This window comes from Miniphocaeibacter massiliensis (genome assembly GCF_900232905.1).
Taxonomy (GTDB): Bacteria; Bacillota; Clostridia; order Tissierellales; family Peptoniphilaceae; genus Miniphocaeibacter; species Miniphocaeibacter massiliensis.
In genome coordinates, this window is the sequence record NZ_OCTQ01000001.1 from 363,027 (window position 1) to 376,316 (window position 13,290).

Sequence of the window (13,290 nt, forward strand, 5' to 3'; positions counted from 1 at the left end):
TATTACTCCGTAATGTTGTATATTTCTTTATAGGCTGCTAATGTTATAGCTTTGCTTCGTTCGTTTTTAGGTAATTCTTCAAATCTCTCAACTTTTACAATTGGCAAGTAAGTTACTTTTACTTTTCCAAATATTTTATATTCTGTTTCTATATGAACTGGTAGTATATTTGATCCTGATTTATTTGCTATTAAACCAACACCTTCTTTGACATTTTCAATGTCTAATTCCCTAACCCTTGTTCCCTCGGGGAATATTCCTAAAATCTTATCTTCTTTAAGTATTTTAAGGGATTGTTTCACACTTTTTAAGTCTACCTTATCTCTTTCAACTGGAAAAGCTCCTACTTTATAAAATATTTTTCCTATTATAGGTAGTTCAAATAATTCTTTTTTAGCCATAAAGTTTATTTGTCTTTTATATGTTATAGCAAGTGTTAAAGGATCCCACATACTAATATGATTTGAACATATTATGAGGCTACCTTTATCTTCTAAATTAATATTCTCTTTTCCATTAATTTCTATTCTAAAAATTATTCTCATTATTACCCAAAGAATATTTCTAAAAAACCAATACATTATTTAATACCTCTTATATATTCTAATATATTTTCTACTACTTCGTTTATTGTCATATTTGTAGAATCTATTTCTATTGCGTTTTCTGCTTTCTTTAAAGGAGAAATCTTTCTAGTTGAGTCTAGATAATCTCTTCTTTTTATATCTTCTAATATTTTCTCATAAGAATAATTTGATTTGCTTTCGTTATCATTTAGTCTTCTTTTTGCTCTTTCTTCTGCTGAGGCTATTAAGAAAAATTTATATTCTGCGTTAGGTAAAACCACAGTTCCAATATCTCTTCCATCAAGTATTATGGAGTTTTTTCTTGCGATATCTCTTTGTATATTTACTAATTTTTCTCTTACTGACGAATAGCTTGATACTAATGAAACATTTTTATTTATAATATCTGTTCGTAGCTTATCTGTGACTACTTCTTCATTTATAAGTATATCCTCTTTTAAATAACTAATATTAATATCATTTAATTTAGAATCTATATCTTTTTCACATTCTAAATTCGCATTATTCTTTGTTAGATAATAGGTAATAGCTCTATACATCGCTCCTGTATCTAAGTATTTGATTCCCAAAATACCACTCAATATTTTTGCAATTGTACTTTTTCCTGATGCTGAAGGACCATCTAATGCAATTCGAAAAATCTCTTTTTCTTTTACTATAACTGTCACTTTATTTGTATCTTCTTTTTCTGACATAGCATTACTAACAAAAATATCTATATCTCCTAAACTTTCTAATATTTCTTCGTTTATTATTGTTCGATATGATGGCAAACTTATTATTAGCGCTTCAATATCTATGTTTCTATTTTCTTTTAATTCTTTTACTCTTAATAATATTTCTTTAGACAAAGTGTCTATATCATTATCCTTATTATCTTCAAAATCTATTCTAAGTTCTTTCATTTATATCCCTTCCAGCAGCATATCCTGTTGAATAAGCTACTTGTAAATTATATCCACCTGTCATTGCATCTACATCTATAACTTCTCCTGCAAAATATAAATTATCTATGATTTTACTTTCCATAGTCTTAGGGTTAATTTCTTTTGTAGAAATGCCACCTTTTGTTATTATAGCATCTTTTATTGGTCTGAAACTTTTAAATTTAAATGTTAAGTTTTTTATAGTTTCACCTAATTTTGCCCGTTCTTCCTTAGTTATTTGATTTACCTTTTTATTTTCATCTATTTTTGCCTCTTTTAAAATTACAGGTATTAATTTTTGTATTAGTAAATCCTTTAGTCCATTACTAATATCTTTATTATTATATTTTTCAAAATCCCTAATAATCCTATTATCTAATGTTTCTTTATCTAATTTAGGCTTTAAATCTATAACTATGTCTATATCTCTATTTTTTTCAATCTTATTTGATAGTTTTAATATTATTGGTCCTGATACTCCAAAGTGAGTGAATATCATTTCTCCAAACTCCGATTGTAATATTTTTTCCTTATTCTTTATACTAACTTCTACATTTTTCAAACTAACACCTTGAAGTTCTTTAATATAATCTGAATATATTTCTAATGGGACAAGGCTAGGTTCTGTTTCTACTAATGTATGCCCAAAATTTTTAGCAAATTTATATCCATCTCCTGTTGAGCCTGTAGCAGGGTATGATACCCCTCCTGTTGCTATTACAACGTAGTCTGCCTCATATCTATTATTTTTACTATACAAATTGAAAATATCATCTTTTTTCTCAATATAATCTATTTTTTCGTTTAAAATAATATTTATTTTTAAGTCATCTATTATTTTCTTAAAAGTTTTTATAACATCACTGGATTTGTCACTTTTTGGAAATACTCTATTTCCTCTTTCCACTTTATACTCCAACCCATAGTTAGATAATAATTCTAATATATCAAAATTTGTATAACCGTATATTGAACTATACATAAACTTTGAATTTGTATTTATTTTAGAAAAAAAATCTTCTGTATTGGAATAGTTAGTTATATTACATCTTCCTTTTCCTGTAATAAATAACTTTTTACCAATTCTTTCATTTTTTTCAATTATTATTACATTGTTATTTTCATTTTTAGCTGAAATTGCTGCAAGTAACCCCGCTGGTCCTGCACCAATAATTATTACATTATTCAACATTACCTCTTTCTATAACTACCACATAAGGTGGGTTATTAATTTGATTAATAAAATTAAATTTTAAAACATTATATTCTTTTTGATTTAATTTAGACAAGTATTCTTCAATTTTTTCAGACTCTTCTAAACCACTTTTATGTCCAGGATAAAACGTAAAAATAACAATGCCTCCATTATTTAACATTGTTATTAAATAATTCAAACTTTCTAATACAGTTGAATAATTAGTAGTTATATTTTTATCTCCACCTGGTAGAAAACCTAAGTTATATATAGCTAAATCTATTTTTGTATATATATAATTTTTGATATTACTATGACTATCTAAAATTAATTTACAATTAATGGTTAGCTTCGAAAGTTTTTCTTTAGATTTTTCTATAGCTTTTTCTAAAATATCAAATCCATAAATTTTACTGTTTATATTTACAGTCTTTGCAATATTATATATATCATTTCCATTTCCAGCTGTCATGTCAACAGCTGTTATTTCTTTGTTTTTAAATTTATTTATATAGTAATCTACTATAGATTTAGTATTATAAAAATTATTAAACATCTTTACAAGTACCTACAAATAGTTCGTTTAAATATATTATGTTACCTTTTATATTGTAGAAATTTATTTCATCTAACTCACTAGAAAAGCTTTCAAATCCTAAATCTAAAATTTTTGAACCTGTAGCTTTTAAAAAAAATAATTTTTCTGAATTTGAATATTCACCTTCTAATTTAAATTCTATTAAATTAACTACATTATCTATCACTTTAATTTTACTATATCCTACTATTTCCTCATCTATTTTAAAAGTATAATAAAAGCTTGGATTCTTTAAGTCATAATTTAAATCTATATTGAATTTTTCAATCAAACACTCAATTTCTTTTGATTCAGAGTTTTTTACTATATACACGTCTATTTCCCCTTTAAGTAACTCACTTCTTTCGAGGATAAATTTCTATATTTACCTTCTTTTAAATTACCAATATTAATGTTTCCTATTTTTACTCTATACAAATCTATTACTTTACATCCAATATGTTCAAACATTTTTCTTATTTGTCTATTTCTGCCTTCTGATATTATAATTTCATAAGTATCTTTAGATTTTTTTGTTATTTCTGTAGGTTTTAATCTATAACCTTCTAAAACTATTCCTTTTCTAAGAGAATTTAAATCTTTTTCTTTAGGATTACCTATTATTTTAACAAGATATGTTTTTTTAGTAGTACCACTTGGGTGAGTTAATTTATAAGTTAAATCTCCATCATTAGTTAAAATAATTAATCCTCTACTATCTTTATCTAGTCTACCAACTGGAAATAATCTATTACTTGTATTTATCAAAGCTAAAACCGTTTTATCAGCATATGGATCACTTACAGTTGAAACATAGCCTACTGGTTTGTTTAATAATATATATTCAAAAGATTCTTCTAATAATACAATTTTATCATTGTATTTTACTATGTCTTTTTCATTAACAATTGTACTAAGATCGTTAATTACTTTATCATTTATTTTTATATTTCCACTTAATACTAACTCTTCAGCCTTTCTTCTTGAACAGATCCCAGACTTAGCTAAATATTTATTAATCCTCATCATTTTCCTCATTTTCAAAATACAATTCTATTTCATGTATTTTAGGAAGTTTTTTCAAACTATCAATAGAAAACACTCTTAAAAATTCATCAGTTGTACCATACAAAATTGGTTTTCCAATTTTATCTAATCTTCCAACTTCCTTTACTAAATTCCTATTTATCAAAGAGTCTATCGAACTAGATGACTTAACTCCCCTAATCTCTTCTATCTCTAACTTAGTTATTGGTTGTTTATATGCTATAATTGCAAGTATTTCCATTGCTGGATTTGATAATTTTTTTACCTTTTTCTTATTAACTATTCTTTTTATATAGTCATTATTTTCTTTTTTTGTTACTAACTGATAATATTCGTCAAATTTTTTTAACTTAATTCCTCTATCATCATTTAAATAATCATAGCTCAATTCTTCTAAAATTTTCTTTGCCTCTTTGTTCTCTATTTCTAAAACTTTAGATAGCTCTTTATATGATAAAGGTTCACCCCATACAAATAAAACTGATTCTATTATTGACTTATAATTTTCCATATTATCATCTCAATTCAACATATATTTCTTTAAAAACTTCGTCTTGGAATACTTTAACTACTTTTGTTTTTATTAGCTCTAAAATAGATAAGAATACAACTATCACTTCTTGTTTACAGCCATTTTTTTCTACAAAACTATTTAATGGAAGTTTTGAATTGTCTCCAAGTTTCCACTGAATAGTTTCCATATAGCTATCTACTGAATACTCTTCAGCTCTAATAATTTCGAATTTTTTAAGATTTTCTTCTTTTAATTTATCTCTTTTCATTATTTGTATTAATTCGTTTAATAATAAATTACAATCTCCAATAATTTCATTTTCTAAATCTTCAACAATATATTCTTGTAAATCTTCTTGATATTTAGAAAACTGTAAGTCTGAACATTGTTTTAAATACAATAATTGTTTACTTGCTTCTTTAAATCTTTTATATTCTATTAACCTTTGTAAAATTAGTTCTTCTGATATTTCTTCAGCATCTTCAATATATTCATTTTTAGGCAGTAATTTTCTAGATTTTAATTCTAATAAAGTACTTGCTAAATAAATAAATTCTGTAATGTTTTCAGGATTGTTTTCTTTCATAGATTCAACTTCTATAAGAAATTCCTCAGTAATATCACTTAATTTTAAATCGTAAATATCTATTTTGTTCTTTTCAATTAGACTTAGTAATAAATCAAATGGTCCATTATATATATCTGTTTCTATAGTTATTGCCATTAAATCACCTTTAAAATTAAATCCAAAAATTCAATAATATAACCTGCAAAGAAATTTACTACTTTACTTACAATGCCTGTAACTATTAGTACTATCAATACTATATTAAAATACTGTTCATTCCGTGATAATTTATATACTGTTTTTTCTGGTAAAAAACTATATACAACTTTAGATCCATCTAATGGAGGTATCGGAATCAAATTAAATACAGCAAGAAAAACATTATATATAATTAAATAATTTACTAATCTGTAAACAAAGATATATAATAAACTATCTCCCTCTATTTTTATTAATATCCCAAATATTAATGTAGATATTAAAGCTAATACTAAATTTATACAGATACCTGCAATTGAAACCAATAAGTTGCCTGCTCTTTTATTTTTATAATTATATGGATTTACTGGAACTGGTTTCGCCCATCCAAATTTAAATATTAATAAAGATATAGTTCCATATAAAGATAAATGTTTTAATGGATTTAATGTCAATCTTCCTGCGTTTTTAGCAGTATTGTCTCCCATAAAATAAGCTGCTACACCATGTGCATTTTCATGCATAACTAATGAAAATAGCAATGCAATAACCATTGCTATTTTATCAATTATTTCAAAATTATTAATATTCATTATCTTTTAATTTCCTATATGCAAAAAGTATTCCACTAATAGTTTTGGAGTCCTCTATTACTCCATCTTCTATCATTTTTATAGCTTCTTCAATATCATAAGAAACTACTTCTAAATATTCATCATCATCTGCTACTAATTTACTTTCAAATAATTCTTGTGCTAAAAAGTATGTTGTTTTTTCATCTGTAAATCCTGGTGATGAATATCCATTAAACATAAATTCCATATTATTTGAACTGTATCCTATTTCTTCTTGTAATTCTCTAAGTGCTGCTTCTCTAGGGGACTCATTTACTTCAAGTAGACCTGCTGGTATTTCCAGTAACACTTTTTCTATTGCTTTTCTATATTGTTTTACAAAAAATACCTTATTATCTTTTACAGCAACTATTGCAACTGCATTACTATGTTCTACTATTTCTCTTTTAGAATATTTTATATCTGGTAGTTCAACAGTATCTACTCTTAAATTTAATATTCTACCTTCATATATCATTTCACTTTTTATAGTTTTCTCTTCATGAAGCATATTATTTCCTCTTACTTTCTCTTAAGCTTTTAGCTTGTTCTATCATTTGACTAGATTGTTTTAAAGTTATGTCGTTAATATCTACACCACCTATTAATCTAGCTATTTCATTTACACGATCATCATCTTTTATTTCATAAATATTTGAAATAGTATCCTCTATTGATTCTTCTTTATCAATTAATAAATGATAGTCTGCTAATGAAGCAATTTGTGGTAGGTGAGAAATAACTAATATTTGTCTATTATTTGAAATATTAATTAACTTCTCTCCTACTAATTGGGCCGTCCTTCCACTTATTCCTGTATCAATTTCATCAAATACCAAAGTTTCTACTTCATCAACATCTGCTAAAGCTGTTTTAAATCCAAGCATAATTCTAGACAACTCCCCTCCTGATGCCGTCTGACTCAGAGGTTTAACTTCTTGTCCTATATTTGTACTAATCAAAAAATCTATCTCATCAAAACCATCATGATTAATTATATCTAGCTTTTTAAAGTAAATTTCAAATTTAGCGTTTGCCATATTCAGCTCTTTTATATTTTTCAAAATATCTTGTTCTAATTTTTTTGATATTTTCTTTCTTTCTTGTGAAACTTCTTCTGCTATAGATTTTAATTCTTTTGTTACTTTGTTTAACTCTACATTTGTTTTTGAAATATAACTCTCAATATTTTCAAGTTTACTTAATTTATTAGTAATATTTTTTTTAAACTCAATCAATTCATTAATACTACCACCATATTTTCTTTTTAAATTAGTGATAATTTCTATATCTAAATTTAATTTTTCTAATTTTTCATCATCAACAAAAAGGTTTTGTGAATATTTACTTATTTCAGAAACTACATCTTGTAAATTATAATATATTTCATTTAATTGTTCTACATAACTTATTAATTTACCATCTTTCTCAGATAAATCTCCCAAACTACTAACACTCTGATTCATCAAAGAAAATATATCAATATTATTGTAATCTTCTGTATTAAAAAACTCATTAAATTTATTTAATCCTATAATTATTTCATCTACATTGCTTAATTTAGTATATTCTTGAAACATTTCTTCTTCATCAATATTTGTTAAATCTATTTCTTCTAGTTCATTTAACTGATAGTTTAATATATCTTTTTCTCTATCTATCTCTTGTTCTGACATATTTAAAGAATTAAGCTCTGTTATAATTTTTTTCTTTTGTTCAAGAAGCTCTTTTATTTTTTCTTTTTTAGAAATAAAAAAACTAGGATTAAAAGAATCTAATAAATTAATATAGTTTTCCTTTTTTAGTAAAGTTTGATTTTCATTTTGGCTATGTATGTCAATAACTCCATTCATAAGCTCTTTCAATTTATTTAAATTAATATTTCTACCATTAATTTTGTTACTAGTTTTCCCATTAGAATGTATTTCCCTAGTTATTATCAATTCATTGTCTTCTAATTCATAACCTTCATTAATAAATTTTCTTATATTTTCATTTTCATTTAAATTAAATTTACCTTCAACTATTGTTTTATTAGAGTATTTACCTAAAAAACTTTTTTGAAACCTACTACCTAGTAATAACTGCATTGCATCTATTAAAATAGATTTACCAGATCCAGTTTCGCCTGTAATTACATTAAATTTATCTGAAAATTCAATATTTAATTTTTTTATAATTATAAAATTTTCAATATATAATTCTGAAATCATATTTTCTACCTGATTATAGATTGTATGCTATCTACCAATTCATCTAATTTGCTTTTATCTGTCACCGCTATAAAAATAGTGTCATTACCTGCTATCATTCCTCCTATATAGTCTAATTTTGCATTAGTTATAGAGGTAGCACATACTGTTGCTGTATGAGAAATAGTTTTTACAATAACCATATCTCCATTATGCATAACAGTTAACACTGCTGATTTAAATATTTTATCTAATCTTTCATTAAGAGAATCGTGAACAGTATCTATTATTGCATAATGATATTCGCCTTCTCTTGTTTGTACCTTTGATATTCTAAGTTCTTTTATATCTCTAGATATAGTAGCTTGTGTTGCTTTTACTCCACTACTTTCTAATAAATCTGACAACTCTTCTTGAGTGTGAATTTCATTATTTTGAATTAAATCTAAAATTAGTCTCTGTCTAGTATACTTTTTCATTACAACTCCTTTTAAATTATATTTCTATATTAATATTTTCTAGTAATTAAATAGTCTACTAATTCTTCCAAGAAACTAGTATCCTTTTTTAATTCAACAAGAATTTCTTTGGCTCTATTTGAATAGTTTCGTACTAATATTTCTGATTCTTCTAGCGATGTATAATTTGCAATAGTAATTTTACCTATATTTTTATCTTCTTCATAATCTAAAATATCATCTTGAATTTGAAAAGCAAGCCCTAATACTTCTCCAAATTCTTCAGATAAACTAACTTCTTTTTCTGTTGCATTTCCTAAAATAGCTCCTACTTTACAAGCTATTTTAATTAAACCACATGTCTTTTTTACATACATGTCTAAAATGTCATTCATACTTTCAAATTTATTTGTAATATCTGCAATTTGTCCACCAATCATTCCTTCTTGTCCTGAAATCTTTGAAAGATAGCTCGCTGCAAATATGTATTTTCTATCAAGGTTATTAGTAGCCATAGTATCAAAAATTATTTCATATGATTTGTTTAGAAGGTTATCTCCTGCTAAAACTGCAATATCTTCACCATATTTTTTATGAACTGTTAAATTTCCTCTTCTGAACTCATCATCATCCATAGATGGTAAGTCATCGTGTATAAGTGAATAATTATGTATCAACTCTAAAGATATTGCAAAATTGTAAATGTAATCTGTTACCTCTGTAAATAAACTCGCAAATTCCATTAACAGTACTGGTCTTAATCTTTTTCCACCTATTGTTAATGCATAATTAGAGGCGCTGCTTAATATATCATTTCCATTAAATATTCGAGATAACTTTTCGTTTAAATCATTCTGCTTTTTATTTAATTCAACTTTAAAATCATTAAATTTCTTCATCTAAAAAATTAATCTCATTTATTTCTTTACTTTCGCCCTCAGAAATTAAACGAATTTTACCTTCTTCTTTCTCAAGGATTTTCGATAATTTGTTATGAAGTTTTATTCCCTCTTCATAAAGTAATACATTTTCTTCTAATGAGATGTCTCCTTCTTCCATTTTTTCTAAGATTTCATTTAATCTATTTATACCTTTTTCATAATCTTTAAAGTCGTTACTCAAATTTATTCTCCTTTTCTGTAATTGTAGCAGAAGCTATTCCGTCAACAAAAAATAGCTTTATTTTTTCATCAACGTCTAAATCTTTAATGCTCTTAATATCCTTATTGTCTTTACTAACTTTAACATAGCCTTGTTTAAGTATATTTTTAGGATTAAATCTTTCTAATTTAGACAAAATTCCATCCAATTTGTATTTTTCATTGCCAATAAAATTATTGAACTTCAAATTTAATAATTTTTTATTTACTATCAACTTATCTTCTTCTGTTTTTATTCTATTTATTGGATTATAACTTCTTAAATTCAAATATTTCTTATCCAATTCATGCTTTTTATTAGAAAAATATGTTGTAAATAATTTATCTAAATTTTCTTTTATTAAAGTCAGTTCTTTAGATAATGTATTTATTCTCTCTTTTGGATTATAGTAATTTAACTCTTTAAAATAATAATCTAATATTTTCTTTTCTTCTACAATATAATTATCAAAAGATTTATCAAGTTTTTCTTTTTTTAATTTTAAATCTAGTTTTAAATCTTCTAAAACCGGTGTGGAAAGTTCAGCGGCAGCTGTAGGAGTTGCTGCTCTTAAATCGGCAACAAAATCTGAAAGCATATTATCTACTTCATGTCCAACAGCTGAAATTACTGGTGTTTTAGTATTATATATCTCATATAATAACTGTTCCTCATTAAAACTATTTAAGTCTTCAAATGACCCCCCACCTCTTCCTATGATTATGGTGTCAACTTTCTGAACAGAATCAAAATATTTTAAACCTTCTATTAACATAGCTGGAGCATCTGCACCCTGAACTTTTGCTGGATATATATATATATCTGTAATTGGAAATCTTCTTTTTATAGTATTTATAATATCTCTAATTGCTGCTCCTGTTTGCGAGGTAATAACTCCTATGGAATTTGGAATAAAAGGTATTTTTTTCTTGTGCTTTTCATCAAAATACCCTTCTTCTAATAATTTAGATTTTAAAATTTCAAATTCTTTGTAAATATCTCCAATTCCATCAGAAACTATTTCCTTAACTAAAAGTTGGTAATAACTTCCATAATCGTAAGTAGTAAGAGAGCCTCTTGCAACTACTTTCATACCATCTTTTATAGATATAGTTTTAGCCAAACCCATGTTTTTGAAAATTATACACCTTAAGGCTGCACCTTCATCCTTTAAAACAAAATATACATTTCCTGATGATATTTTGAAGTTAGAAACTTCTCCTTCAACATGTAAATTAGCAAGAATAGGATCTCTCTTTACTAAATTATTTATATATTTACTTAATTCTTTTATCTTTATTGCTTTTGACATTTTTACCTACTATTTTCTAACTACTGAAGCCAACACTCCATTTATAAATTTATAAGCATCTTCTGCTGAATATATCTTTGCTATTTCTACCGCTTCATTTATCGATACACTATTTGGTATGCTTTCATTAAATAAAATTTCATTTATGGCAACTCTTAATATTGCAATATCTACTTTAGCTATTCTATTAAATTCCCATCCTCTAATATTTAACATTATATAATTGTCTATTTCTTCCAAATTTTTAATTATTGAACTTATAGATTCCCTAATAAATTCTTTATCCTTTTCTGAAATATCGTAATTTTCAAAAAATAAATTAATATCATAATTTTCAAATTCTTTGTTCATTTCAATTTGAAATATTAATTTCACTATCCATTCTCTAGATGTTTTTCTACTCAAAGCTCCTCCACATAAAAAGCCCCCTTAAATAAAGAGGGCATTTTTTAATTATTTTTTAATCTTAAAACATTAACATTTACTTGAGTTACATTTAACCCAGTCATGTTCTCTATATCACTTTTCACTCTATCTTGTACTTTTTTTGCAACTTCTGGTATTTTAGAATCATATTCTAAAACAATATTTATGTTAATAATTACATAATCTCTTCCAATTTCAACAGATGTTGATTTAGAAGAACCTTTCTTTGGATCAGTTATTTCTTCGCCCATTGATCCAACTAGTGAATGTACTCCTTTAACATCTAAGGCTGCTGTACTGGCCATCAAGTTAATAATATCATTAGATATTTTAACAGAACCATTTTCAAACTTATTTTTATTTAACATAGCTTACCCCCGTTAGTTAATTTTAACAAATTTTATGAATAAATTCAATTTTACCGTATATTTATTAATTTATTATTGCATCTACAAAATCATCAGAGTCAAATTCCATCAAATTATCAATCTGTTCACCAACGCCAATTAATTTTATAGGTAGTCCTAATTCCACTTGCAAAGGAAAAATTACTCCTCCTTTAGCTGTACCATCTAACTTAGTTATTACCACACCTGTTAAATTTGCTGCCTCTTTAAATTCTTTTGCTTGAAAAATAGCATTTTGTCCTGTAGTTCCATCTACAACCAATAAAGTCTCTTTTTCTGCCTCAGGGTATTCTCTTTCTATAACTCTGTGTATTTTATTTAGTTCATTCATCAAGTTTTTCTTATTATGAAGTCTTCCTGCAGTATCACATATTAAAATATCTACTTTTTTAGACTTTGCAGATGATATACCATCAAATATTACCGATGCTGGATCTGCCCCTTCATTATGTGATATAATATCAACTTTTGCTCTATTTGCCCATTCTGTTAATTGTTCTATTGCTGCTGCCCTAAAAGTATCTGCTGCAACAAGCATAACTTTTTTACCTTGATTTTTAAATTTAGATGCCATTTTACCTATTGTTGTTGTTTTACCTACACCATTTACTCCCACAACAAGTATTAATTTAGGCGTTTTTTGAATATCCAACACATTACTTTCTACACTATTTTTTAATTTTTCTTTCATTATGTTAGATAATTCAGTCTTTACCTCTAATGGATTTTTAATTCTATTTAATTTTACTCTCTCAGTAAGTTCATCTATTATTTGCATAGTTGATTCTACACCTAAATCTGCTGAAATAAGTGTATCTTCTAAATCTTCAAATAATTCTTCATCAACTTTTTGGTAGCTTGCAAGTACTAAATCTATCTTACTTGAAATACTGTCTCTAGTTTTAGTTAACCCTTTTTTTAATCTATCAAAAAACCCTATTTTTTCTTCTTGAACTTCTTCTTCGACTTCATTCTCTACAATATTTTCTTTTAATTCTTCAATATTATCTGAAATTTCTTCCTCTATGTTCTCTTCTAAGCTTTCTAAAGAAGTATTATCTTCTTTTATTTCTTCTATCTCTTCGCTATTTTCTTTGTTCTTAAATTTGTCAAAAAATCCTTTTAGCAT

At 25.6% G+C, this 13,290-nt stretch carries 18 protein-coding genes; all 18 read right to left on the reverse strand.

Annotated elements, in window-relative coordinates; all coding sequences use genetic code 11:
• Positions 1-2: 2 nt before the first annotated feature.
• The 18 genes from CS899_RS01845 to ftsY all read right to left on the reverse strand — a co-directional run bounded on the left by CS899_RS01845 (position 3) and on the right by ftsY (position 13,290).
• Positions 3-581: a lysophospholipid acyltransferase family protein gene (locus tag CS899_RS01845; RefSeq protein WP_099203261.1), complete on the reverse strand. Its 579-nt coding sequence runs from the start codon at positions 579-581 to the stop codon at positions 3-5.
• Entirely contained in the window at positions 581-1,492 is a 912-nt protein-coding gene (gene cmk / locus CS899_RS01850) for a (d)CMP kinase (RefSeq protein ID WP_242491847.1), read from the reverse strand. The genes CS899_RS01845 and cmk overlap by 1 nt, the downstream gene beginning before the upstream one ends.
• A complete protein-coding gene (locus CS899_RS01855) occupies positions 1,479-2,705 on the reverse strand; it encodes a BaiN/RdsA family NAD(P)/FAD-dependent oxidoreductase (protein ID WP_207204721.1) in 1,227 nt (408 codons plus the stop codon). The genes cmk and CS899_RS01855 overlap by 14 nt, the downstream gene beginning before the upstream one ends.
• Positions 2,695-3,264: a tRNA 5-(aminomethyl)-2-thiouridylate-methyltransferase MnmM gene (gene mnmM / locus CS899_RS01860; RefSeq protein WP_099203263.1), complete on the reverse strand. Its 570-nt coding sequence runs from the start codon at positions 3,262-3,264 to the stop codon at positions 2,695-2,697. Before mnmM ends, CS899_RS01855 begins: the two co-directional genes overlap by 11 nt.
• Positions 3,257-3,619, reverse strand: a complete 363-nt coding sequence (locus CS899_RS01865; protein ID WP_099203264.1) for a hypothetical protein — start codon at positions 3,617-3,619, stop codon at positions 3,257-3,259. Before CS899_RS01865 ends, mnmM begins: the two co-directional genes overlap by 8 nt.
• 2 nt (positions 3,620-3,621) lie before the next feature.
• Positions 3,622-4,311 (reverse strand): pseudouridine synthase, encoded by a 690-nt coding sequence (locus tag CS899_RS01870; RefSeq protein WP_099203265.1) that lies wholly within the window; start codon positions 4,309-4,311, stop codon positions 3,622-3,624.
• Entirely contained in the window at positions 4,301-4,843 is a 543-nt protein-coding gene (gene scpB, locus CS899_RS01875; RefSeq protein ID WP_099203266.1) for an SMC-Scp complex subunit ScpB, read from the reverse strand. The genes CS899_RS01870 and scpB overlap by 11 nt, the downstream gene beginning before the upstream one ends.
• A 4-nt stretch (positions 4,844-4,847) precedes the next feature.
• Entirely contained in the window at positions 4,848-5,570 is a 723-nt protein-coding gene (locus tag CS899_RS01880) for a segregation and condensation protein A (protein WP_099203267.1), read from the reverse strand.
• The gene (locus CS899_RS01885) at positions 5,570-6,205 is read right to left on the reverse strand and encodes a site-2 protease family protein (protein ID WP_242491848.1); all 636 of its coding nucleotides are present in this window, start codon (positions 6,203-6,205) and stop codon (positions 5,570-5,572) included. Before CS899_RS01885 ends, CS899_RS01880 begins: the two co-directional genes overlap by 1 nt.
• Positions 6,195-6,737, reverse strand: a complete 543-nt coding sequence (locus tag CS899_RS01890) for an NUDIX hydrolase (protein WP_099203268.1) — start codon at positions 6,735-6,737, stop codon at positions 6,195-6,197. The genes CS899_RS01885 and CS899_RS01890 overlap by 11 nt, the downstream gene beginning before the upstream one ends.
• A gap of 1 nt (position 6,738) precedes the next feature.
• Entirely contained in the window at positions 6,739-8,439 is a 1,701-nt protein-coding gene (recN, locus tag CS899_RS01895; RefSeq protein ID WP_099203269.1) for a DNA repair protein RecN, read from the reverse strand.
• A 5-nt stretch (positions 8,440-8,444) separates the two neighbouring features.
• Positions 8,445-8,897, reverse strand: coding sequence for an arginine repressor (locus tag CS899_RS01900; protein ID WP_099203270.1), 453 nt, complete (start codon positions 8,895-8,897; stop codon positions 8,445-8,447).
• A 29-nt stretch (positions 8,898-8,926) separates the two neighbouring features.
• The gene (locus CS899_RS01905) at positions 8,927-9,775 is read right to left on the reverse strand and encodes a polyprenyl synthetase family protein (RefSeq protein ID WP_099203271.1); all 849 of its coding nucleotides are present in this window, start codon (positions 9,773-9,775) and stop codon (positions 8,927-8,929) included.
• The gene (xseB, locus tag CS899_RS01910) at positions 9,762-9,998 is read right to left on the reverse strand and encodes an exodeoxyribonuclease VII small subunit (RefSeq protein WP_207204722.1); all 237 of its coding nucleotides are present in this window, start codon (positions 9,996-9,998) and stop codon (positions 9,762-9,764) included. Before xseB ends, CS899_RS01905 begins: the two co-directional genes overlap by 14 nt.
• Positions 9,991-11,328, reverse strand: coding sequence for an exodeoxyribonuclease VII large subunit (gene xseA, locus CS899_RS01915; RefSeq protein ID WP_099203272.1), 1,338 nt, complete (start codon positions 11,326-11,328; stop codon positions 9,991-9,993). Before xseA ends, xseB begins: the two co-directional genes overlap by 8 nt.
• Positions 11,329-11,337: 9 nt before the next feature.
• A complete protein-coding gene (gene nusB, locus CS899_RS01920; RefSeq protein ID WP_099203273.1) occupies positions 11,338-11,733 on the reverse strand; it encodes a transcription antitermination factor NusB in 396 nt (131 codons plus the stop codon).
• Positions 11,734-11,777: 44 nt separating this feature from the next.
• A complete protein-coding gene (locus tag CS899_RS01925; RefSeq protein WP_099203274.1) occupies positions 11,778-12,122 on the reverse strand; it encodes an Asp23/Gls24 family envelope stress response protein in 345 nt (114 codons plus the stop codon).
• A gap of 64 nt (positions 12,123-12,186) precedes the next feature.
• The gene (ftsY, locus tag CS899_RS01930) at positions 12,187-13,290 is read right to left on the reverse strand and encodes a signal recognition particle-docking protein FtsY (RefSeq protein ID WP_099203275.1); all 1,104 of its coding nucleotides are present in this window, start codon (positions 13,288-13,290) and stop codon (positions 12,187-12,189) included.

What these genes read in the sequence shown, in the direction of transcription:
- CS899_RS01845 (WP_099203261.1), bottom strand. Translation starts at nt 581, where the DNA reads ATGTATTGGTTTTTTAGAAATATTCTTTGGGTAATAATGAGAATAATT.
- cmk (WP_242491847.1), bottom strand. Translation starts at nt 1,492, where the DNA reads ATGAAAGAACTTAGAATAGATTTTGAAGATAATAAGGATAATGATATA.
- CS899_RS01855 (WP_207204721.1), bottom strand. Translation starts at nt 2,705, where the DNA reads ATGTTGAATAATGTAATAATTATTGGTGCAGGACCAGCGGGGTTACTT.
- mnmM (WP_099203263.1), bottom strand. Translation starts at nt 3,264, where the DNA reads ATGTTTAATAATTTTTATAATACTAAATCTATAGTAGATTACTATATA.
- CS899_RS01870 (WP_099203265.1), bottom strand. Translation starts at nt 4,311, where the DNA reads ATGAGGATTAATAAATATTTAGCTAAGTCTGGGATCTGTTCAAGAAGA.
- scpB (WP_099203266.1), bottom strand. Translation starts at nt 4,843, where the DNA reads ATGGAAAATTATAAGTCAATAATAGAATCAGTTTTATTTGTATGGGGT.
- CS899_RS01880 (WP_099203267.1), bottom strand. Translation starts at nt 5,570, where the DNA reads ATGGCAATAACTATAGAAACAGATATATATAATGGACCATTTGATTTA.
- CS899_RS01885 (WP_242491848.1), bottom strand. Translation starts at nt 6,205, where the DNA reads ATGAATATTAATAATTTTGAAATAATTGATAAAATAGCAATGGTTATT.
- CS899_RS01890 (WP_099203268.1), bottom strand. Translation starts at nt 6,737, where the DNA reads ATGCTTCATGAAGAGAAAACTATAAAAAGTGAAATGATATATGAAGGT.
- recN (WP_099203269.1), bottom strand. Translation starts at nt 8,439, where the DNA reads ATGATTTCAGAATTATATATTGAAAATTTTATAATTATAAAAAAATTA.
- CS899_RS01900 (WP_099203270.1), bottom strand. Translation starts at nt 8,897, where the DNA reads ATGAAAAAGTATACTAGACAGAGACTAATTTTAGATTTAATTCAAAAT.
- CS899_RS01905 (WP_099203271.1), bottom strand. Translation starts at nt 9,775, where the DNA reads ATGAAGAAATTTAATGATTTTAAAGTTGAATTAAATAAAAAGCAGAAT.
- xseA (WP_099203272.1), bottom strand. Translation starts at nt 11,328, where the DNA reads ATGTCAAAAGCAATAAAGATAAAAGAATTAAGTAAATATATAAATAAT.
- CS899_RS01925 (WP_099203274.1), bottom strand. Translation starts at nt 12,122, where the DNA reads ATGTTAAATAAAAATAAGTTTGAAAATGGTTCTGTTAAAATATCTAAT.
- ftsY (WP_099203275.1), bottom strand. Translation starts at nt 13,290, where the DNA reads ATGCTAAAAGGATTTTTTGACAAATTTAAGAACAAAGAAAATAGCGAA.